This window comes from Citrobacter sp. Cf088 (genome assembly GCF_030334295.1).
Taxonomy (GTDB): domain Bacteria; phylum Pseudomonadota; class Gammaproteobacteria; order Enterobacterales; family Enterobacteriaceae; genus Citrobacter; species Citrobacter freundii.
The window spans coordinates 325,707-347,444 of the sequence record NZ_JAOWEE010000040.1 but is presented as its reverse complement, the minus strand read 5'-3'; the positions used below and the strand labels follow the sequence as shown (position 1 = coordinate 347,444).

At 50.4% G+C, this 21,738-nt stretch carries 24 protein-coding genes and 1 tRNA gene; 14 read left to right on the top strand and 11 right to left on the bottom strand.

The window, feature by feature from the left end:
• Positions 1–19 precede the first annotated feature (19 nt).
• The 7 genes from OGV71_RS06950 (at position 20) to nlpA (ending at position 5,425) form a co-directional block, all read left to right on the top strand.
• Positions 20–445, top strand: coding sequence for a PTS sugar transporter subunit IIA (locus OGV71_RS06950; RefSeq protein WP_003023957.1), 426 nt, complete (start codon positions 20–22; stop codon positions 443–445).
• A 12-nt stretch (positions 446–457) separates the two neighbouring features.
• Complete coding sequence (locus OGV71_RS06945) at positions 458–943, top strand: PTS sugar transporter subunit IIB (RefSeq protein WP_003023959.1); 486 nt, start codon at positions 458–460, stop codon at positions 941–943.
• Positions 944–968: 25 nt separating this feature from the next.
• Positions 969–1,718, top strand: a complete 750-nt coding sequence (locus OGV71_RS06940) for a PTS mannose/fructose/sorbose/N-acetylgalactosamine transporter subunit IIC (RefSeq protein ID WP_003023960.1) — start codon at positions 969–971, stop codon at positions 1,716–1,718.
• On the top strand, positions 1,715–2,575 hold the full coding sequence (locus tag OGV71_RS06935; RefSeq protein WP_005121522.1) for a PTS system mannose/fructose/sorbose family transporter subunit IID: 861 nt from the start codon (positions 1,715–1,717) through the stop codon (positions 2,573–2,575). The genes OGV71_RS06940 and OGV71_RS06935 overlap by 4 nt, the downstream gene beginning before the upstream one ends.
• A 3-nt stretch (positions 2,576–2,578) precedes the next feature.
• Positions 2,579–3,688 carry a D-glucosaminate-6-phosphate ammonia lyase gene (dgaE, locus tag OGV71_RS06930; protein WP_204583165.1) on the top strand — a complete coding sequence of 370 codons (1,110 nt, stop codon included), beginning with the start codon at positions 2,579–2,581 and terminating at the stop codon, positions 3,686–3,688.
• On the top strand, positions 3,675–4,418 hold the full coding sequence (gene dagF / locus OGV71_RS06925; protein ID WP_071696257.1) for a 2-dehydro-3-deoxy-phosphogluconate aldolase: 744 nt from the start codon (positions 3,675–3,677) through the stop codon (positions 4,416–4,418). The genes dgaE and dagF overlap by 14 nt, the downstream gene beginning before the upstream one ends.
• A 188-nt stretch (positions 4,419–4,606) precedes the next feature.
• Positions 4,607–5,425: a lipoprotein NlpA gene (gene nlpA, locus OGV71_RS06920; RefSeq protein WP_044714225.1), complete on the top strand. Its 819-nt coding sequence runs from the start codon at positions 4,607–4,609 to the stop codon at positions 5,423–5,425.
• Positions 5,426–5,453: 28 nt separating this feature from the next.
• On the opposite strand, the gene OGV71_RS06915 is transcribed toward nlpA, so the two are convergent.
• From OGV71_RS06915 to OGV71_RS06905, 3 genes are all read right to left on the bottom strand, one after another.
• Positions 5,454–6,356: a carboxylate/amino acid/amine transporter gene (locus OGV71_RS06915; protein ID WP_003023973.1), complete on the bottom strand. Its 903-nt coding sequence runs from the start codon at positions 6,354–6,356 to the stop codon at positions 5,454–5,456.
• A gap of 118 nt (positions 6,357–6,474) precedes the next feature.
• Positions 6,475–6,780, bottom strand: coding sequence for a putative quinol monooxygenase (locus tag OGV71_RS06910; protein ID WP_060855169.1), 306 nt, complete (start codon positions 6,778–6,780; stop codon positions 6,475–6,477).
• A gap of 1 nt (position 6,781) precedes the next feature.
• Positions 6,782–7,789 (bottom strand): zinc-binding alcohol dehydrogenase family protein, encoded by a 1,008-nt coding sequence (locus OGV71_RS06905; protein WP_204583166.1) that lies wholly within the window; start codon positions 7,787–7,789, stop codon positions 6,782–6,784.
• 104 nt (positions 7,790–7,893) lie between these two features.
• Here OGV71_RS06905 and OGV71_RS06900 point away from each other — a divergent pair, with 104 nt between their 5' ends.
• A complete protein-coding gene (locus OGV71_RS06900; protein ID WP_048218852.1) occupies positions 7,894–8,796 on the top strand; it encodes a LysR family transcriptional regulator in 903 nt (300 codons plus the stop codon).
• Between the two features lie 36 nt (positions 8,797–8,832).
• On the opposite strand, the gene OGV71_RS06895 is transcribed toward OGV71_RS06900, so the two are convergent.
• The 3 genes from OGV71_RS06895 to OGV71_RS06885 all read right to left on the bottom strand — a co-directional run bounded on the left by OGV71_RS06895 (position 8,833) and on the right by OGV71_RS06885 (position 11,906).
• Positions 8,833–10,329: a C69 family dipeptidase gene (locus OGV71_RS06895; RefSeq protein ID WP_204583167.1), complete on the bottom strand. Its 1,497-nt coding sequence runs from the start codon at positions 10,327–10,329 to the stop codon at positions 8,833–8,835.
• Positions 10,330–10,671: 342 nt separating this feature from the next.
• Complete coding sequence (locus OGV71_RS06890) at positions 10,672–11,136, bottom strand: hypothetical protein (RefSeq protein ID WP_032950552.1); 465 nt, start codon at positions 11,134–11,136, stop codon at positions 10,672–10,674.
• Entirely contained in the window at positions 11,136–11,906 is a 771-nt protein-coding gene (locus OGV71_RS06885) for a winged helix-turn-helix domain-containing protein (protein ID WP_164880749.1), read from the bottom strand. The genes OGV71_RS06890 and OGV71_RS06885 overlap by 1 nt, the downstream gene beginning before the upstream one ends.
• 576 nt (positions 11,907–12,482) lie before the next feature.
• On the opposite strand from OGV71_RS06885, the gene OGV71_RS06880 reads away from it, so the two are divergent.
• Entirely contained in the window at positions 12,483–13,100 is a 618-nt protein-coding gene (locus OGV71_RS06880; protein ID WP_003023988.1) for a helix-turn-helix transcriptional regulator, read from the top strand.
• Between the two features lie 74 nt (positions 13,101–13,174).
• Complete coding sequence (gene misL / locus OGV71_RS06875) at positions 13,175–15,964, top strand: intestinal colonization autotransporter adhesin MisL (RefSeq protein WP_286532935.1); 2,790 nt, start codon at positions 13,175–13,177, stop codon at positions 15,962–15,964.
• Between the two features lie 115 nt (positions 15,965–16,079).
• Here the strand turns inward: misL and OGV71_RS06870 are convergent, their stop codons facing one another.
• From OGV71_RS06870 to OGV71_RS06860, 3 genes are all read right to left on the bottom strand, one after another.
• Positions 16,080–16,496: a Rap1a/Tai family immunity protein gene (locus OGV71_RS06870; RefSeq protein WP_243428790.1), complete on the bottom strand. Its 417-nt coding sequence runs from the start codon at positions 16,494–16,496 to the stop codon at positions 16,080–16,082.
• 363 nt (positions 16,497–16,859) lie between these two features.
• Entirely contained in the window at positions 16,860–17,036 is a 177-nt protein-coding gene (locus OGV71_RS06865; RefSeq protein WP_087879397.1) for a prevent-host-death protein, read from the bottom strand.
• A 117-nt stretch (positions 17,037–17,153) separates the two neighbouring features.
• A complete protein-coding gene (locus tag OGV71_RS06860; RefSeq protein ID WP_286532928.1) occupies positions 17,154–17,444 on the bottom strand; it encodes a SymE family type I addiction module toxin in 291 nt (96 codons plus the stop codon).
• A gap of 128 nt (positions 17,445–17,572) precedes the next feature.
• On the opposite strand from OGV71_RS06860, the gene OGV71_RS06855 reads away from it, so the two are divergent.
• The 3 genes from OGV71_RS06855 to OGV71_RS06850 are packed head-to-tail and all read left to right on the top strand — an operon-like array spanning position 17,573 to position 18,398.
• A complete protein-coding gene (locus tag OGV71_RS06855) occupies positions 17,573–17,740 on the top strand; it encodes a YlcI/YnfO family protein (protein WP_286532925.1) in 168 nt (55 codons plus the stop codon).
• 36 nt (positions 17,741–17,776) lie between these two features.
• Positions 17,777–17,875 (top strand): YqaE/Pmp3 family membrane protein, encoded by a 99-nt coding sequence (locus OGV71_RS25470; protein WP_353622291.1) that lies wholly within the window; start codon positions 17,777–17,779, stop codon positions 17,873–17,875.
• Between the two features lie 10 nt (positions 17,876–17,885).
• Entirely contained in the window at positions 17,886–18,398 is a 513-nt protein-coding gene (locus OGV71_RS06850; protein ID WP_286532922.1) for a hypothetical protein, read from the top strand.
• Between the two features lie 408 nt (positions 18,399–18,806).
• Here OGV71_RS06850 and OGV71_RS06845 read toward each other — a convergent pair whose 3' ends face one another.
• Together OGV71_RS06845 and OGV71_RS06840 are read right to left on the bottom strand one after the other, a co-directional pair.
• Positions 18,807–19,844, bottom strand: coding sequence for a virulence RhuM family protein (locus tag OGV71_RS06845; RefSeq protein ID WP_286532920.1), 1,038 nt, complete (start codon positions 19,842–19,844; stop codon positions 18,807–18,809).
• Positions 19,845–19,963: 119 nt separating this feature from the next.
• Positions 19,964–20,058, bottom strand: a tRNA-Sec gene (locus OGV71_RS06840).
• A 290-nt stretch (positions 20,059–20,348) separates the two neighbouring features.
• Here OGV71_RS06840 and OGV71_RS06835 point away from each other — a divergent pair.
• A complete protein-coding gene (locus tag OGV71_RS06835; RefSeq protein WP_071698839.1) occupies positions 20,349–21,731 on the top strand; it encodes a glycoside-pentoside-hexuronide family transporter in 1,383 nt (460 codons plus the stop codon).
• The last annotated feature ends 7 nt before the right edge of the window (positions 21,732–21,738 follow it).

The following is a 21,738-nucleotide window of genomic DNA, read 5'->3' as shown; positions in this document are numbered from 1 at the left end:
ATCGAGCCAGGAGGCCATTTTGACTACCACTGAATCCTTGCCCCAGATCCTGCTGCTGACCCATGGCGGCTGGGGGCAACAGCTTTGCAACAGCCTGCGCATGGTGATGGGTGAAATCAAAGGCGTGACGGAAATTGCGCTGATGCCCGTTGATACGCTCGGCGAGTTTTATCAGCGCGTTGAAGCCGTAGTGAAAACCATGCCGGAAGGCTCACTGATCCTGACTGATTTTATTGGCGGCACCACCTCCAACGTGGCGGCGCGGCTGAGCGCCGATTACCCGGTGGCTGTTATTTCCGGGCTCAACGCCTCTTTGCTGCTGGAGGCGCTCGACAAACGCGAGCATGGCCAGTTGACCACCTGCGTGGCTGAACTGGTCGACGCCGGGCGTAGCAGTTGCCTGGACGTTGTCGCCCACGTGCGTCAATTACAACAATCACAATAAGGAATAAACATCATGGCAAACATCGTCTTATGTCGTATCGATAGCCGTCTGATTCATGGACAAGTGGTGACCAAGTGGGTTGGGCAATCTCAGGCCAACCGGATTGCGGTGGTTAGCGATGAGCTGGATGCCGATCCGTTTATGAAAAACATCTACCTGATGGCCGCGCCGCCAAACATCAAAGTGGATTGCTTTGGTAACCAAAGTTTTGCGGCCGCCTGGAAAGAAAACCAGCTTGGTGACGGCAAAGTGCTGGTGCTGTTCCCCTCTCTGGCGGCGGTACAGGAAGCGGTTCAGTTGGGCTTTGATGTCACCACTATTCAGGTCGGTGGGCTGGGCGGTGGGCCAAACCGCAAAGCGGTATTCCAGAACATTACGCTGGATGAAAAAGACGTCGGCATTCTGAGCGACCTGAAAAATCGTGGGATTCAGGTGTTCTTCCAGACTATCCCGGAAGATAAGCCTCAGTCGCTGGACGATATCCTGAAAAAATTCTAATTCTTTGATAACAGGGTACTTAACTATGGATACTTTAGTCTTTGCAAGCCTGATGGGGTTGTATTACTGGTTTGCCCGTTTACGCCTTGGCTACACCTTCTCCGCCATGCTGCTACAGCCCGTCGTGATTGCCGTATTCGTTGGCCTGCTGTTAGGCAACATGGAAACGGCGATGATCATCGGTGCAGGCATGCAGCTGGTTTATCTCGGCGTGACCTCTACGCCAGGCGGTAACGTCCCGTCGGATCCTGCGCTAGCTGCCTGTATTTCAATTCCTATCGCCGTGAAGGCCGGAATGGATCCGAACCTGGCTATCGCGCTGGCGATCCCATTCGGCGTCATCGGCGTGTTCCTCGACCAGTTGCGCCGCACGTTAAACGCGGCATGGGTGCATATGGCCGACAAGCATGCGGAAACGGCCAACATGGCGGGCATTATGCGCTGTGCATTCCTCTACCCGGCGTTGCTTGGCCTTGTACTGCGTTTCCCGGTGGTTTTCGCCGCCAACTATTTTGGTCAGGACGTGGTGGAAAGCTTCCTTAAGCTGATGCCGCACTGGCTGACGCACTCCTTTGAAATTATGGGCGGCATTCTGCCAGCGTTGGGCTTCGCCATCACCATTATGGTGATCGGTAAAAAGAGCCTGCTGCCGTGGTTTATCGGCGGATTCTTCGCAGTGCTGTACCTGAAGGTGGACATCATGGCGATGGCAATCTTTGGTACCTGCGTGGCTTTCCTGATTAAAGGTCTGGCGAAAAATGAAGGAGCAGCATGATGAGCAGCGACGTAATGCAACATGAACTGGTGGAGCGTGCGCGTGAAAGCGGCACGCTGACCAAAGCAGACATCACCAAAGCCTGGTTTATCTACTGGCTGGGCGCGGAAGTTTCCAGCTCCTATGAACGTTTGCAGAGCCTGATTTTCTGCGCCTCGATGACGCCGATCATCAAAAAGCTCTACCCGCAAAAAGAGGAACAGGTAGAAGCGCTGAAACGCCATCTGAACTTCTTCAACTCAGAGCAGACGTTCGGGGCGGTGATTCAGGGGATCTCCATTGCGATGGAGGAACAGAAAACCCGCGGCGAGCCGATCAGCGATGCCTCAATTACCGGGATTAAAACCGGGCTAATGGGACCGCTGGCCGGGATGGGGGACTCGATCATCTGGGCAGCCGTGATGCCGCTGTTAATTGCCATTTTTATCCCGTTCGCCGCCAATGGCAGCGCGATGGGCGGAATTGTACCGTTAATCCTCTACCCGGCCATTACGTTGGCAATCAGCTACGGTATGGTGCACAAAGGCTATACGCTGGGACGTGACTCGATTATCGGTCTGCTGCAGGGAGGGCGAATTAAGGAACTGATCTACGGCGCGAACGTGCTGGGCCTAATCATGATGGGCGCGCTTTCTGCGAGCTACGTCAAGATCACCACGCCGTTAAAACTCAGCGCCCTGAAAGGCTCTGAAGTGGTGGTTCAGCAAATCCTCGACTCTATTGCCCCCGGTCTGTTGCCGCTGGCGGCGGTGTTCGCCATTTATTTCTATCTGGTGAAGAAAGGGCCGCGTTACACCACGATTTTGCTGTCGATTGTCGCACTCAGCGTGGTCTGCTCACTGCTGGGAGTGCTGTAAGCCATGACACAGAATATCTACCAACAATTGGGGCTAAAACAGGTCATTAACGCCTGCGGCAAGATGACGATTCTGGGCGTTTCCAGCGTCGCGCCGGAAGTGATGCAAGCCACCGCGCGGGCAGCTTCGGCCTTTGTTGAAATTGACCGGCTGGTGGACCGTACCGGTGAATTGGTTTCCCGCTACACCGGCGCGGAGGACAGCTATGTTACTTCGTGCGCCTCGGCGGGTATTGCGATTGCCGTTGCCGCCGCCATTACCCGCGGTGACCAGGCTAGTGTCACGCTGATGCCGGACAGCGCGGGTATGGCCAATGAAGTGGTCATGCTGCGCGGGCATAACGTTGACTACGGTGCGCCCATCACCAGCGCGATCCGCTTAGGCGGCGGACGGGTGGTGGAGGTTGGCTCAAGTAATCTGGCGGCCCGCTGGCAGCTGGAGAGCGCGATTACCGATAACACCGCCGCGCTGCTGTACGTGAAATCGCACCACTGCGTGCAGAAAGGCATGTTGAGCATTGCAGACTTCGTACGGGTTGCGCAGGTTCATAACCTGCCGCTAATTGTCGATGCCGCCGCTGAGGAAGACTTACACGCCTGGGTGGCGAGCGGGGCGGATATGGTGGTCTACAGCGGAGCAAAAGCCTTTAACGCGCCGACCTCCGGGTTTATCACCGGGAAGAAACAGTGGATTGCCGCGTGTAAAGCGCAGCACCACGGAATTGCCCGGGCGATGAAGATCGGCAAAGAGAATATGGTCGGGCTGGTGTATGCCCTGGAAAACTATCATCAGGGGCAAACCGTGGTCACCGCCGAAGAGCTTCGCCCCGTGGCGCAGGCGATTTCAGCGATTCGCGGACTGGATGCGGATATTGAGCAGGACGAAGCCGGGCGCGCCATCTGGCGGATTCGTATTCGGGTTAATGCACAAGAGCTGGGGATGGATGCTTACGCCGTAGAAGCGCAGCTGCGAGAGGGTGATATCGCGATTTACGCTCGCCGTTACAACCTTCATCAGGGCGTCTTTAGTCTTGACCCGCGTACGGTCGCAGAAGGGGAAATGGCACTGATCGTGGCCCGACTAAAGGAGATTGCAGACTATGCAGCACATTAATTTTTATCGCAATAAAGTGGCTATTAACGTGCTGGCGAAGGATATCGCCAACGCTCGGGAAATCTATGACGCTGCCGAAGGTCACGCGGTGATCGGCATTCTTTCGGCGCAGTTCTCCTCGGTTGAGGAAGGGGTTAAGGAAGTAAAACGCTGGATGGTCGACGTGCCGTCGATTTCCGTGGGGCTGGGGGCGGGTGACCCGGCGCAGTATTACAAAGCGGCGATGATTGCCTCACAGGTCCATCCGGCACACGTCAACCAGACCTTTACCGGCTGTGGGTTTGCGGCAGGCGCCTTGGCGGCAACGGGCGGTGAACAGACCCATATCAACGCGTTAGTCAGTCCCACGGGCACGCCGGGGGAAGTGTTGATCTCCACTGGCGTCAGCAGCAGCCAGGGCACGCCAGCCCGCGTTTCCTGTGATGCAGCGGTACGTATGATGCTGGACTCTGGCGCGCATGCGGCGAAGTTCTTCCCAATGGGCGGTGAGCAGTCCCTGCCTGAGTTGTACGCACTGGCGACGACAGCGGCGCGCAACGGCATGACGTTGATTGAGCCGACCGGCGGTATCGATCTCGATAACTTCGGCATTATCCTGCAATCCTGTCTGGAAGCAGGAGTACCGCGCGTCATGCCGCATGTGTATAGCTCGATTATCGACTCGCAAACTGGCAATACCCGACCCGAAGATGTCGCCAGGTTGATGGAGATAGTCAAAGCCCTGGTGTGATGTTGCTATCGCCGGATAGCACACAAAAAATGCCCGGTAAGCGTTAGGTGCCACCGGGCATTTTTGTACATATGTCTGCTTTATTCTTTTTTCTTCTTGCTGATGCTTTTTCGTTTTTTAAACCGCAGCGGCCTTGCCGCTATAGTCATTTCATTACTCATCAGGCGGTTATTGCAAAAGGATAAAACGTGAAGCTGAAGATACCTTTTTTCGGGGCCGGGGCGGCGGTATTACTGGCGGGATTATTGCTGGCAGGATGCGATCAACAAAGCAGTGATGCAAAGCATATCAAAGTGGGTGTGATTAACGGTGCCGAGCAGGATGTGGCGGAGGTCGCGAAGAAAGTCGCTAAAGAAAAATATGGCCTTGAGGTGGAGCTGGTGGGTTTTAGCGGTTCTCTGCTGCCCAACGATGCCACTAATCATGGTGAGCTGGATGCCAATGTCTTCCAGCATCGTCCGTTCCTCGAACAAGATAATAAAGCACACGACTATAAGCTGGTTGCGGTGGGCAATACCTTTGTGTTCCCGATGGCAGGGTATTCGAAGAAAATCAAAACCGTCGCTGAACTTAAAGACGGTGCAACGATTGCGATACCTAACGATCCAACCAACCTCGGGCGGGCGCTGTTGCTGCTGCAAAAAGAGAAGTTAATTACGCTGAAAGCGGATACCGGCCTGCTGCCAACAGCGTTGGATATCACTGATAATCCGCGGCATCTGAAAATTATGGAACTGGAAGGCGCGCAGTTGCCGCGCGTATTGGACGATCAGAAAGTGGATGTAGCGATTATCAGTACCACCTACATCCAGCAAACCGGTCTTTCCCCGGTACATGACAGCGTATTTATCGAAGACAAAAACTCACCGTACGTGAACATCCTGGTGGCGCGAGAAGACAACAAAGATGCCGAGAATGTGAAAGAATTCCTGCAATCTTATCAGTCACCGGAAGTGGCAAAGGCGGCAGAAACTATCTTTAACGGCGGCGCGGTTCCGGGTTGGTAATCGTGACCCGTTGTCGCGCCGGTTGGGGTTAAACCGCTCTGGCGCGGCGACGTGAGTCCATTGAGATCAGTACTACCGATGAGAGAATTAAAAGCGTGCCCAGCCAGTCTGGCAGGGTAAACGTAATACCTAACAACAGTAGTGACAGCAACGCGCTGCTCAACGGTTCTGCGCAGCTTAAAATGCTCGCTTTCGGTCCGCCAATCATCTGCGCGCCTTTCAGGTACAGGCTAAACGTCAGCGACGTGCCGATGACCACCAGATAGAAAAACGCCAGAATCAAACTGCCATTCACCACGAAATTAGTGCCCTGTCCGGCATAAAACGGCAGCAGGATCATGCCGCCGATTAACATACTCCAGCCGACGACCGGCAGCGTGCCGTAGCGCGCGATAAGCGTTGAGGGGTAGGTGGTGTAGAACGCGGCGGCAAACGCCGAGGCAATTCCCCAGAACAGCGCGGCAGGTGAGATAGACAGCGACGTTGGGTTACCGTGGGTGACCAGTAAGAAGGTGCCGATGAGCGAGGTGAAGATTGCGGTCAGCACTAAAATCCCCGGTCGTGCTTTGCGCACCACGGAAAACCACGCCACGATAATGGTCGGTGACAAAAATTGCAGCACCGTCGCGGTGGCGGCGTTGGATTTTTCAATGGTCAGCAGAAAGGTGAGCTGTACGGTGAGCGCTCCAACTACGGAAAAAATCAGCAGGCTGATGGCGTCTTTGCGGTTTTTGATAATGGAGAACACTTTGTCGCCGTGAACGAAAGAGAGCATCAGCAGAATCAGCCCGGCGAAAATCAGACGTGTCATGGTCAGAAACTGCGACGACATCTGACTTTGCTCCATGATGTACTGCGCGCAAACGCCTGAACTTCCCCACAATACGGCGGCAATCAGGACGTTCATCATCCCTCTTCTGGTGGAACTCATCTTTCCCTCGGCATGTTGTTTTGTTTTATTTGTGTGCAGGCATCATAGCAGAGATAGCGAAGCGAGTGAGACATGACTGGTGTAGCCCCCCACGCGGCAGGGGGCTTCGGTAGTTATTTTATGGCGCAATCGGCGTCAGATAATCCAGCCGTAGCGGTTCGGCTAGCAGATCGTTCATTTGTAGAATGAACGCCTGGAAATGTGGCAGAGCGATATGCTCGTCCAGACCGGCCTGTCCGCGCCAGGATTCGCGCACGTAAAACACATCCGGCGTGTCGCGTAACTGGAACAGGGCATATTCAATATTGCCCGGCTCCCGGCGAGTAGGCAGTAACAGAGCCTGCAGTGCCTGTTTCAGTGCATCGATTTTCCCTGGTTTGGCTTTCAGTACCGCAATAATTGAAATCACTTCTGAATCGGACATGTTAAAACCCCTCCAGCACAATCTTGCCGACCGAACGACCGGTTTCAATTTGCGCGTGGGCTTTTTGCAGATTTGCCGCGGTGATCGCGCCAAAATGTTCGCCCAGCGTGGTGCGGAGGGTGTTGCTGTCGATCAGCTGTGCCACGCGGGTCAGTAACTGATGCTGCGCAATGATGTCGTGGGTGGTAAACATCGAACGGGTAAACATAAACTCCCAGTGCAGTGAAATGCTTTTGGCCTTCAGCGGACGCGCATCGAGAGTGTGCGGATCGTCAATCAACGCCAGTTTGCCCTGCGGTGCCAGGGCGGCAATAATTTGCGAATAGTGCTGCTCGGTATTGTTCAGGCTGGCAACGTGCGTCACCTCTTTAATGCCTATCCGTGCCAGCTCTTCCGTCAACGGCTTGCTGTGGTCAATCACATGATGAGCGCCCGCTTCACGAACCCATTTCTGGCTCTGCGGACGTGATGCCGTACCGATGACGGTCATTTTGGTCAGCTTACTGGCCAGTTGCGTCAGAATAGAACCGACGCCGCCAGCCGCGCCAACGATCAATAACACATCATCTTCATTGCTATTCTCCTCAACGCCCAGACGGTCGAACAGCATTTCCCAGGCGGTGATGGCGGTCAGCGGCAGCGCCGCAGCAGAAGCATTATCCAGTGTTTTTGGCTTCAGCGCGGTAATACGTTCATCAACCAGCTGAAATTCACTGTTACTGCCAGCGCGGCCCAGCGCTCCGGCGTACCAGACTTCATCGCCAGGTGTGAACAGGATGACGGCTTCACCCACGGACTTCACCACGCCAACGGCGTCCCAGCCCAGAACGCGCGGCACATCGGCGTTAAAACCTTCGCGAACCTTGGTATCAACGGGATTGACGGAAATGGCTTTCACTTCAACCAGCAGATCGTGCCCGGTAGCGACTGGCATGGGCAGGTCAATCTCTTGTAAAAATTCAATGTTATTGCCGTCGGTCGCGGCGCGGGTAATAGCGATGGCTTTCATGGTCTCTCCGGTCACAGGAATCAGTTGAATAATTCGATGGTAAACCGGTAGCAGAACGGGAAAAATAGCCCTACGGCGACAGGACTTATACTCGGGGAGTGAAAATGTTCCGGCTTGAAGATCTCACGTTGTTTGTCCGCGCCGCGGCGCTGAATAGTTTTAGCGATGCCGCGCGAGAAGTCGGCGTTCAGCCTGCTCAGGTCAGTTCAGCTATCAAGCGACTGGAGTCTACGTTGGCTATCCGCTTGTTCGCCCGCTCCACGCGCAGCCTACGCCTGACGCCGGAGGGCGAGGTCTGGCTACCCTATGCCCGCCAGATGCTGGACGTGATGCATGCCGGGCTGCAAAAAATTCAGACCCCAGAAGATGAAGTTTCTGGCACGCTGCAAATCGCCGTGCCTTCCGATCTTGGCCGTAACCTGCTGCTGCCGGTCTTTCAGTCGTTTCGACGCCGCTATCCTGCGCTGCGCCTGCGGATTTTTTTCTCCGATCAGGTGACGGATGTCTTTAAAGACCCCGTCGATGTTGCGTTTCGCTATGGCAATACCGAAGACGCGTCTTACATTGCGCTGCCCGTTGCACCGAGTAACCGACGTGTGCTGGTGGCATCACCGGAATGGGTTGCACAAAACGGCGCGCCGCAAACCCCGGATGATTTAACACAGCTCAACGCCATGACCTTCGTATTACGCGGCCGCCTGCACGATCGCTGGACGTTTACGCGCAACGGCGAGGTCAGTAGTGTGCAGGTTAACGGCACCATTATGAGCGACGATGCGGAAGTGATCCGACGGCTGGCAATTGCCGGGGAAGGTGTGGCGTACAAGTCGTGGCTGGATGTCAGCGAAGATGTGCGTGACGGTCGATTACAACTGCTGATGCCGGATTATCAGGGAGAGAAAGTCCCGCTGAATATGATTTGCCCGCATCGGAAGCAGCTTTCAACGGCGGTCCGTCTGCTGCACGACGCAGTGAAGGCGCGGTGTGAAATGCTGGCGCAAAGCTAGTAAGCGCTTTACGCCAGAATACTATCGCGTCGTTACTCAGTCTTTTTTCGCAGCGTTTGCAAAGAAGATATCAGACTGAATGTCTTTGGTGCGGATGGTAAATAGCTGATTAGTCAGATCTTCCGTCAGCTTCTCGGCGTCGGCCATGATGCGCAGGTTGAAGTCATTCAGCATCTTATCGGCGGCTGGTTTATCAGTTTTCGCCATCTTCAGATACTCTGCTTCAACCTCTTTTTGCTCCTTCGCCACTTTGTCTTCCCACGCTTTGTAGGCTTTTTTGACGATTGGCGCGAGCTTCGGATAATCGGTCATCGTCAGCGTTTGTAATTTACGATATTTCCAGTAGATAGACTGATCGTCCGCTTTATCGGTACCCATCGTATAGTTAGCCGGATACGCTTTCAGGCCGCTGTAGTACGGAACAAAGGCGGTGAGGTCGGCCATGCCCAGACCAATATAGGTCGTTTCACCGATCTCTTTTGGCAACCACGGACGGACCTGCATAACATGCGCTTCATAGGTGCGGAAGACGCTGACCGGACGCCATGGCTCTTTGCCGTTCAGACCGTTGGTGTAGGGGTCATGGCTGGTGCCTTCATAATGGTTACGCAGTACGGCCTTCACATCGTCCAGTGTCATTTTCTTCTCTGGCGTCATGAAGACCGGGAATTCGCGCCCTTTGGCCATATCCTGGTTTACGGAAGGATTGAACTCTTTCTGGATGGTCCAAACGCGAGGGTCGTTATACGTGCGGTCACGCTCATCATCACGGGTATAGGCTTTGGAGAAGTTGAATTTACCGTCTTTTGCCGGTTCGTACAGACCCTTTTCGGTCGCAAATTGAATCAGGTTTTTTGACGCCATCATGTCCGGGTTTTTCGGATCGTAATCCTGTAAGCGGCCCTGGTTACCGGTGGCAAAATACTGGTTATTTGGCAGACGCTGCGCCATCCACTGATGACCGCTGCCGGTTTCCAGATACCAGATATCGTTATCGTCGACGACGGCAACGCCAAAGCCTTCGCCTGCGCCGACGGTCTCAACGATATGGCCCAGCAGCGCCACGGCTTCACGCGCGGTTTTACTCTGCGACAGCAGAATATCCGGAATATCGTCTTCGGTGATCCCTTTATCCTCAACGTACGGATCGGCGGCCAGCGCTTTTGGTGAGGCAAAAATAGATTCTGTGCCGCTCACGCCAACGCCCAGCTCGTTAAATCCGGTCGCGCCGTGCAACTGGGTTTTCCAGTTTGGAACCGTGGTATAGCGCAGAGAGTTTTTGGGTAGCGGCCAGGTAAAGTCATTCGCACCGTTATGTGCTTTGGTGCTGTATACCCCGGTCTGATTCTGTTTTGCCGGGTGAATGACAAAATGTTGCGCTTTCAGGGCATCGCTGTCAGCGCTACGGGCAACCAGCATCGAGCCGTCCGCTGATGCTTCGTTACCGACCAGCAGGGTCGTACAAGCAAAACCTGATGAAACAACGGCCAAATTTATAGAAAGTGCAATCAGGCACTTTTTAAAAGTAAACATTACGTATCCCTCATATGTACGCCAAAAATACACCGGAAACATACCGTTTCCTGAAATGCGATAACGTCTGAACTCTCAGACATTGCTCGCGAGAGAGATAAACGCCCCTGCCCACGCCTTCTCCGAATATCCATCCGTAGATTGAAGTCTTCTGGGCAAAATAAAACGCCCATTTCGCTTAATTATTACGCAATAGATATCGTGATATTCAGGATGTTTCCTGATTCGGGATGAAGAATAGCAATGGGTTATTAGAGGATTCAGTGACCCATGTCGCGTAAGTCGATGATGGCAAATATGAATTCCATTGAGGGGGCGCGATTTTTGTTTCCGGATATGACGTTACCTCTTGCGGCAATACAGCGAGGGTACATTGGAGCTGGCAAAGATCCATGCGCCCTTATACTCTTCCATGACCAGACTCAGGGTTTGTCCGCTTTGGCGGTAAAAACCGGGTAAGGTGTTGTTAATATCCGTTTCATCGGCGCTGTCTGCGAAGGTTTTGACCACCTGCATCGCCTGTAGCACCCGGGCTTCGTGCTGTCTGGTGTAGTTGAAATAAATGTTCCTGCTGATGTCTGAGGTATTACGTCCGTAAAGTTTTCCGGTAATGGTGGCCAAACCTGCATTATCGTACATCCGAAACGATAACGTACCGGCAAAGCGATTGCTGCCAATATTCCATTCCATGTTGCCGATGCAACTCAGCGGCTTTTCGGCAAAGCGTGAATACCATAGCCACCCGCCTGAACCGAGCAACGTCGCCAGACCGATTACCAGCAAAATAAGATGATGTATTTTTTTCATTACCCGCGCATCCAGTAATAGTGGGTAGTACAAAACGCGTTAGCATCTATCCGCGCATCTTTATCACAGACAAACGCCACGATCCTCTCCGCTTTGCGGTAGCCGGAAAGGAAGACGTGCTTGTTGTTTTCACAGAGATAGGGATGCAGTTGCATCAGATTGAAATAATTCTCCTGGTCGTGCTCATTCGGTGAGTAATAAATTTTACAGTTTTGCCGAGAGGGAACTTGCATAGAAACAGACACGAATTTACTAAACGGCATAACAGGACGCGTCTGATACCACACCAGCCAGATAAGCAGGGTGGCAATAACGATGCCCGTGCTAAATATAATGTACCACCAGGGTCCCCGCGTCGTTTGTTGAGGCGCGGGAGCAATTATCTTTGGGGGCGCGTAATCCTCTATAACCGGTGGCTGGTAAACTTCACTTTGAGGATGTGTTATCGCCTCAATCTGCGTATTTTCATTTAATGCAAGCCCGCGCCGGGAAATTGTTTTTACCGTATCTCTCGGCAGACCCACATCCGCCAGAGCATTACGTAGCGTCAGAATAGCCTGGTAAAATGTGTTGGTGGTGGTCACATTATTTCTCTCACCCCAGCCCACTTTAATCAACGTGTTCTGAGAAACAATGTCACTTGCGTGAGTAATTAAATAGAGAAAACAGAGCGAGGCTGGGAGCTGAAGTTGGATTGCTCGCCCTGTCTGTCGATTGACCAGGCTTTTGTTATCAGGATTAAATTCGACCAACTGATTGATAAGGTACAATTGCCCAGCCCTCAGTAACCAAAACGTATCACCGCATGTGCCAACACTTACCTTAAATTTTACATCCAAATCGATAATATGCCTCACTCTTTGTACGTGATCGCAGATAAGAATTTCATTTAAGAGTTAAATGTTCTTTACATACAAAGTGTTAGCTGAGTAAGTTCTTAGGTAAAATTAACTAATGTTAAATAATGAGAATTCATTACAGGTTTATCTGAATTATCATTATATTTATCCACAGCACTTCAAGGGTGATTGAGTTATCAGTATTGTGTAATTAATGAGTATCGTTTACATCGTTTGTTTTTTTAGCAAATAGTGCTTTTTTGGGATTTATCCTATGGTTTTAATTTATGCATAAAATTCCTAATGCCCAGGCTGTTATTCTGAGATAAGGCACAAAAAAGCTTAGCGCAATCGTATTAATCACAGTCCATACTTATTAGCACATCAGGAGTTTATTACATTTTATTAGCGCCACTGTTATTAACTGACAAGGAATGTCGTACGTGTCGGATTGACACATTTATTTACCAATGAAATATTTATGGAAAAATAACAGGAGTCATTTTGATGAAGAGATCACCATCACAGAGTGTTCGTTGCATAAGCTGTGAATTATCCTGTCAATTATTTCCGGATGCTGCGGTTCGCGCCAGTTACTGTCACCGTGCCGCTTTTGCTATCTGGCCTGAGGGAAATGGCTTTCTGCAAAAAGGAATTATTGAAAAACTTCTGCTTAATAATCAAAACCATTTGTCGCGCGGGTTTATTTTTGTGGACTTCTCTTTCCCGAACCTGCGCCTGTTTGCCGACCCGCAATGGGTTGATCGTCTGGCTTATAGCGGCATGCATATTGTTTTAATAGCGGACCGGAACCTGGCGCCGTTAGCCAACTACTGGCTGTCGAAAAGCAATAAAATACAAGGGATTATATATTCTGATGATGATGATGACGTACAGCATCAGAAAATGAGACGATTATTTACCGGTCATCTCGCTAACAGTAAACGTGGGCGCACACTCAACTATACAGAAATGATATTACTGAAGCGATTTGTCTCAGGAAAAAGTATTCAGCAAATTACCCAAATAGATAATATTGATATTAAGAAAATATATGTCTATAAGCTCCGGCTTGAAGATAAGTTGGGCCATAGTATTCATAAAATACTATCGAATATTTTATAACGCATTTCTGATTTTTGTTATTTCACATCCTTGCGATGTGGTGGACGCTCTACGCCTAATAGCAGGAGGCTAATATGCCAAATCCCAAATCTTACTCTCGTATTGCCATCGCGGTTTCAGCCGCATTAACTTCTATGGTATTTTCGGCCCATGCAGCCTGGATTGATGTTGATAGTCTTCCTTCCAGCGGTCTGGTTAGTAGTCTGCCCCCGGAGTTGCAGGCTTTATTTCCTGCACAGGCGAATGCCAGTTTCGCTAAAACCAGCGCTACGCCGAATTATGTTTATCAGTGGAGTGCCGGCACCATTCCCGTTTTTGGTCATGGATTAACGCTCAATGGGCCGGGAGCAGAAGCCTTCGAACACACCATTACCGTTATTCAGAACAGCACGACGGGTAGCCCGGGTGTTATTTTTGGTGACGACCTGACGATCCGCACACAGTCGAAGAATGCCGCTAATAATGGTAAGGATGTTGATGGTATCCGCACACACGGGGCCAATTCACCGGATAACCCGGTTTTTATCATCACCGGAGATCGCACCAGCATTTATGTGGACGGTCAGGATGGTGACGGTATTAACGCCGGTTACAACTCCTATAGCCAGGGTTGGAAAGGCTCAGCCAGCATTTACGTCGGCGACGATCTGTATATTCAAACCACCGGTTATCAGGGGCGTGGTATCACTGCAAACGCAATGAAAGACGCCACGCAGGCTAAAAATACGATTGTCGTCGGCGACCGGGCACACATTGTGACGATCGGTGACAGTTCAGAAGGTCTTCGCACCGGGCAGAGTGGTTCCTCGATCCGCCTTGGTGATGACGCCACTATCGAGACGTCGGGTGCTTCCTCGACAGGGATCTATGCCGCCTCATCTTCCAAAACGGAACTGGGCAACAATGCCACGATTACGGTCAACGGCGTCAGCGCACATGCGGTTTATTCTACCAATGCGACCGTGAATCTCGGCGAAAACGCGACGATCAACGTAAACAATTCGGCGAAAGCGGCGTCATACAGCAAGGCCCCACGCGGCCTATATGCGACTTCACGCGGGGCAATAAACCTGGCTGGCGGTGCCGCCATTACCATGGCGGGCAATCACAGCAATGAAAGTTATGCCATCAGTACCGAAACGGGCGGCTCCGTAGATGGCTCTGCTGGCGGGCGCTTCCTCATCGATGGCGATCTTCATGCCGCTGGCGCGACTGCTGCAACCAGCAGCCTGCCACAGCAAAACAGTACCATTACGCTCAACATGACCGACAACTCGCTGTGGAGTGGGGCGTCATACATCACCAGCGTCACGGCCGGAACGGGAGTTATCTCGCTGCAAATGAGCGATGCGACCTGGAACATGACCAACAGCTCAACGCTCACCGACCTGACGCTGAACGGCGGGTCAGTGGTGAATTTTGGGCATACTGACGGCGAACCGTGGCAGACGCTTACCATTAATGAAGATTTCACCGGCAACGGCGGCAAACTGGTTTTCAATACCGTCCTGAATGACGACACCTCCGAAACCGACAAGCTGAAAGTGCTCGGCAACACCGCGGGTAATGCGTTTGTGGCGGTGAACAACATTGGCGGAACCGGGGCGCAGACCGTTGAAGGTATTGAGATCATCGAAGTGGCCGGTAATTCTGACGGTACTTTCGAGAAAGCGGGTCGTATTGTTGCCGGTGCGTACGACTATAACGTGGTGCAAAAGGGCAGCAACTGGTATCTGACCAGCTTTATTCCTGCTCCGCCGGATCCGGAAGAACCGGACCCGGTAGATCCCATCGACCCAGACCCCGTTGACCCCATTGATCCAGACCCCGTCGATCCTGTAGACCCGATTATCCCTGAGCCGGAAGAACCTGTCGCACCTCCGGTCACCGAGCAGCAATACCGTCCGGAAGCAGGCAGTTATCTGGCGAACAACTATGCCGCTAACACGCTGTTTATGACCCGACTGCACGATCGTCTGGGAGAGACGCAGTACATCGACATGCTGACGGGCGAGAAAAAAGTCACCAGTATGTGGATGCGTAACGTCGGGGCGCATACCCGCTTCAAAGACGGTAGCGGGCAGTTGAAAACCCAAAGCAACAGCTATGTGTTGCAGTTAGGCGGCGATCTGGCGCAGTGGAGTAGCGACGGTCTCGACCGTTGGCACATCGGCGCAATGGCAGGTTACGCCAACAGCCAGAACCGCACGCAGTCCAGCCTGACCGGCTACCATTCACGTGGTCAGGTCACCGGTTACAGCGTAGGGTTGTACGGCACATGGTATGCCAATGACGCAGACAAAACAGGCACTTACGTAGACACCTGGATGCTGTACAACTGGTTTGATAACAAAGTGATGGGCCAGGAGCAGGCGACAGAGAAATACAAATCCAGCGGGATCACTGCTTCGGTAGAAGCCGGTTACAGCTTCAAACTGGGTGAAAACGAGCGCAACAGCTACTGGCTGCAACCGAAAGCGCAGGTGGTATGGATGGACGTGCAGGCCGACAGCCACCGCGAAGCGAACGGTACCCGCGTGAAAGACAACACCGATGGCAACCTGATGACCCGCCTGGGCGTGAAGGCCTTTATCAACGGTCACAACGCCATCGACGACGGTAAATCACGCGAGTTCCAGCCGTTTGTCGAAGCCAACTGGATCCACAACACGCAGACGACCAGCGTGAAGATGGATGATGTGAGCAACGACATGCGCGGCACCAAAAATATCGGCGAGCTGAAAGTCGGCGTAGAAGGGCAAATCACCCCGCGCCTCAACGTGTGGAGCAACGTGGCTCAACAGATCGGCGACAAAGGCTACAGCGATACCCGCGGTATGCTGGGCGTGAAATATAACTTCTGATGTAGTTGCTGGTAATGGAAAAGCCGCTGATTAATGGGTCAGCGGCTTTATTTTTTGGGGAAGCGGTAGGTCGGATAAGCGTTAGCGCCATCCAGTAAATAAGCTGCGTACAGCGCTAGCTATTACTATTTTTGTTACAAGCAAGTTCTTTTCCCAAAGCAATCATGGCCAATTCAGAAGGACTGTATTTTGTTCGTTCTTTAGGATGGGTCTGGAGGTAATTACCAACAATATCAGCTTCCTGTCCAATGGTTATGCTTTCATTACAGATGATATTTTCTTTTGATAGTGTCCCCGCTACACCGGCAACAAAAGACATATACATCACTGCTGTCTGTTCATCCCGAACATTCAAATAATCAAAACCTTTCTCATACAACTGATAACCGTGATAAAGCGAGTTGCCGTCGATATTCAATGTCGATTTTGCCAGTACAGGCGTTGAAAAACAGAGCAATAACAAGACAGGAATGGCAATTTTACTGATCATACGAGCACCAGCCGCCCTTATGGTGTGAGCCAGTACCGCCATGCGGGTGTTCTCCTTTCGGGCATGCGAAAACAGTGGATGATGCGGTGATAGTGACGAGAGCGATAACCATTGCCATGAATACGTTTTTCATATGTAACCCAATAATCTAATTTATTAGAAACGAGGCTGTCCCTTCCTGATTAAAGAAAAATGATGCCTGTGTATTTTTAGCGGGATTATAATATGGTGTTTATTGTGCTGTCATGTTTATCGTTTGGCATAGGCCATCAGGATAGTATTTTTATTATGGTTTTTAGTATAGAGATTGAATGATTTCTGATGCCTTTCTGATTCATGGATAATGAGTTAATGCTTCAAATATCATAATTATTGATTATTGCCCGTAAGTTTATAATGCTTTTTTCATTTATTAGGCTCCATTAATTCATCAAAGAAATTATCGCCGTTAACAATATTATCAGAATGAATATCACATTGTGCACATTGAATCCTGGCTTTCAGTAACTGAATTTTTATTTCTTCGACTTTTTCATCGTCGTCAATCGAAAAGATGGTGTCTGGTTTTTCGTGGTGATTCATTTGTTTGGGTTCCCGTTACACTTTGGCTTCATTTTCCAGGAGAGTAGGCCGAATAAGCGCAAGCGCCATCCGGCACCAAGTGAACCTGTAAGTACTGCTTGCAGGTTCAGCCGCACTTCACTGGAGAGTCGCCAGCGTGCTCTCAATTCTTTTTAACTTCTGATTTGTCTCTTGCAGCTCATCCTGCAACCGTTGTTCCTGCTCGCCATAGACCATCAGGACGATACAGCCGTTCATCACTTTTACGCTAATCTGTTGCCCGGTATCAAACCCCGCCGCGCGTAGCCACTTGCCTGAAAGAATAATTTTGGGCGTGGATTTGTCGAAAACATTCGGGCGATATCCCACAATTACCGAACGCTCGGTTCCGGATTGGTCGGTGTCTGGGGTAGAATGCGAATCAGCCATAATCAACTCCTTGATAGTTGGTGAGGTTAGACGCCCTTTAGTGTGACAGCACTGCTGGGCGTTACTTAATTTTAGATTCCGTGTGGTAGGTACCACATGTGTATGAACTAACCTAAGCGGTACCTACCATGCAAGAGAAAAAGAAACCGAATTTTGACCGAGCTAAAAGCACCATGAAGAACATCCGTTTTGAGGATGACCTTCTGGAGCAGATCGAGAAGGCTGCAGGGAAAGGGAATTTTAGTAAGTGGGTGAAAGAAGCTTGTAAGATGAGGTTAGAACGTAAGAATAATTAATAAACCTACTTTCTATTTTTATAGGTAATTGAAGTTATGGATATTTTAATAAACACAATATTTACTCTATCAGGTTTTTTATTGGGCATTATATACTCATGGTGGAGTAATTGTAGAGCTGAGAAAAAAACATAAACGAAATGTTATGCTCCACTTATCAACACAGTTTGAGAAAAGTGAGTTGATTTTGAATAGCATACAGAGTGAGTTTTATTTTTGGGTTGAGATACTTAAGAATGGTGGTTTAAGTAAAGGAGTAAAAAGTCTAGGGCTTCAGGGGATAGATAATATAACTGTATTCAATAACGATTTTATAAAATCTGAAAGGTTATTTAACTCAGAAGAAAAAAGAATAATTTCAGACTATATATCGATGAACAATGTCCTTGCTCATCATTATTTAAGGTTAAATGAATATATTCATGATGGTAACTTTGTTAAAGTTATCTTTCAATTACAGGTTTTATTAGTGCAATGGTTTGGATATGTTGAAACAATGCATGTAATTATTAAGAATATTTCAGCTGAAACTAAAGATTATAATTTTAAACCTGCTGGAGAGGGTAATAAATATTATGCAGAGTTGTATGATATAAAATATAAAGAGATTAATGACATAGTTAATGATATCTATAATGGGAAACTACCACAGCATTAAATGTAATTGAAAATAATAATTATATGATAATTTTATTCCCAGTAGACTAACATGTCGCACTATACTACTTTGTTTGATTGAATCAGGTGATTCATTCCCGGAAGGTCTATAAATAAATCCTATAGACTCCATGAAGACAGAGATATTCTGGTGAAAAAGTTTAGTATTCTGTACAGGATTGCTTTGTTTTAACGCAATTAGGATGATTTTGGTACTCTCCAAGAGGAGCGAACTAAAAGGAATTTTTGATGTAATAGAATGGGTATAGAAGAATTTTGGAGGAGATCACAGGAGTCGTATTTGATGGTTAATTTATTGATTTAATGTTGATGTTTTTTATTTAATAAATAAGTAACCCCCATAAGCACCCCCAAATGGTTTTTCTTGTGGGGTTTGGGGGCATCTGTGTTACTTTTTAGATTCTGCTTTCCACTGTAACAACTCCACTATATCCTTCTCACCTTCGGCTTCTTTTAAGCGTCGTTGTTGTTCAGCAAATTGACCATATTCTGCCTGCGCTTTTTCATCGGCCATTTTCTTACTGACTTTACCTGCGCCTTGCAAAACCTCGCGGTCGTTGAATTGCAGGAACTGATCCAGCTTATCCTGCCAGTCGCGTAAAAAGACCTGCTGACGGCGACGGGCCTGATCCTCGGCAAAATCCAGCCACATGTTAACTACGCGGTTGAGTTCGCTGACCTCATCCTGGGTGAGATAATTTTTTGCCACCGTCACGTCACCCTTACGTACCTCTTCACCTTTGTAGCTGGTTAATCCCATATGCGATTTGCTGGCGTCAGCCCGTTTGTGGATGAGTTCAGCAGCAGTATGGCCAGTACAGGCGAAATGTAGTTTGTTCTGGATGGTTTGAAAAAACTGTGTGGTTTCTTTTAGCGACGGTTGATAGTCGGCAGCTAACGCAAAGATCTCCCGCACCCGTAAATAAACCCGGCGCTCGCTGGCCCGAATATCGCGGATGCGTTCCAGCATCTCATCGAAATAGTCAGGTACAGCCGAAGAACCAACAGGCGGATTTTTCAGCCGCTCGTCGTCCATCACAAAACCTTTGATCAGGTATTCCTGAAGTGTTTGGGTTGCCCACTGGCGGAATTGCGTGCCGCGAGGGGAGCGAACGCGGTAGCCGACAGCGAGGATAGCTTCCAGATTATAGTGATCTATCTCTCTTGAAACCTGACGCTTTCCTTCCTGGCGAACTATCCGGAATTTCCGGATAGTTGAATTTTGAGTAAGTTCACCTTCAGAAAAAATGTTGATTAAATGCTCGTTAATGGTGCGAACGTCTTTATCATACAATTCAGCTATTGCCGCCTGAGATAACCAAATAGTGTCTGACTCAAAGCGGCATTCAACACGTACTCTCCCATCACTGCTGGCAAACATAATAAATTCGCCTGTCGGGGATTGTGGTAGGTGTTTATCTGTCATGTCGCCTCCGTTTTAACCAGACTTATAACGCTGCAATCAACGTAGTATGCCAGAGATCGATCCTGGATATAGAAAGCTAAAAAGAGATGTGATTTAAGAAGAACTAACATGAGGCATTTTGGCGGAAGATCACAGGAGTCGAACCTGCCCGGGAACGCTGGCGCCCCCAACTGGATTTGAAGTCCAGCCACCTCACCGGAGATGACGATCTTCCGCGCCTCGATTGCTACATGGAGGCGGGGCGCATTATAGCTACTTCCTGGGGTTTCCACACCCCCTCACTCACTTTTTTAACTTCCCTTTTGTCTTGCCATGATCGGTTTCATATAAATCCTCAATAAATCCGGTAGTTACATTTCATCACATTTTTCGACGCAACTCTGATCACAGAAAACAAGAATCGTAATTTGATAACGAGATATCGGAATACCCGCGCTCACAGGGATGGTTTACAAGAACTGTAACCGGTATCAGTGCGTGTGAAAGTGCTAACAAGGATGCGTAATGAAAAGTGAGATTTTGTCCGTTAAAGAGAAGATTGGCTACGGAATGGGCGATGCGGCGAGCCACATTATCTTCGATAACGTCATGTTATATATGATGTTCTTCTATACCGATATTTTTGGTATTCCGGCCGGATTTGTCGGCACCATGTTCCTGCTGGCCCGCGCGCTGGATGCTATCTCAGACCCTTGCATGGGACTGCTCGCCGACCGCACCCGGTCGCGCTGGGGGAAATTTCGCCCGTGGGTACTGTTTGGCGCACTGCCGTTTGGTCTGGTCTGTGTGCTCGCCTACAGCACTCCGGATCTCAGCCTGCATGGCAAAATGATTTATGCCGCAATCACCTACACCCTGCTGACCCTGCTCTACACCGTGGTGAATATTCCCTATTGCGCGCTGGGCGGCGTCATCACCAATGACCCCACGCAGCGTATCTCCCTGCAGTCATGGCGCTTTGTGCTGGCAACTGCGGGCGGCATGCTCTCCACCGTATTGATGATGCCGCTGGTGAATCTGATTGGCGGCGAGGATAAAGCGTTCGGCTTTCAGGGCGGGATTGCCGTGCTCTCGGTTGTGGCCTTCCTGATGCTGGCGTTTTGCTTTTTCACCACCAAAGAACGCGTGGAAGCGCCGCCGAGCAGCAACTCAATGCGTGAAGACCTGCGCGACATCTGGCAGAACGATCAATGGCGCATCGTCGGCCTGCTGACCATTCTCAACATCCTTGCTGTCTGCGTACGCGGCGGGGCGATGATGTATTACGTCACCTGGATTCTGGGCACGCCAGAAGTGTTTGTCGCCTTCCTCACCACCTATTGCGTCGGCAATCTGATCGGCTCTGCGCTGGCGAAGCCGCTGACCGACTGGAAATGCAAAGTCAGCGTCTTCTGGTGGACCAACGCCGCGCTGGCGGTCGTCAGTCTGGCGATGTTCTTCGTACCGATGCACGCCAACATCACTATGTTCGTCTTCATCTTCGTGATTGGCGTACTGCATCAGCTCGTGACGCCAATTCAGTGGGTAATGATGTCCGACACCGTGGATTACGGCGAGTGGTGCAACGGAAAACGTCTGACGGGGATCAGCTTTGCGGGCACGCTGTTCGTGCTCAAGCTGGGTCTGGCGCTCGGTGGGGCGCTGATCGGCTGGATGCTGGCAGGTGGGGGCTACGACGCCGCAGCGAAAACCCAGAACGGCGCCACCATTAGCATCATCATCGCGCTGTTCACCATAGTCCCGGCTATTTGCTACCTGCTGAGTGCCGTGATCGCCAAACGCTTCTACACCCTAAAAACCCCGTATCTGACTGAAATCATGAGCCAACTGGCGCAGGGCGCGCGCCGCAATCAGCAGGATTTTACGACGAAAGAATTACAGAACTAAGGAACCG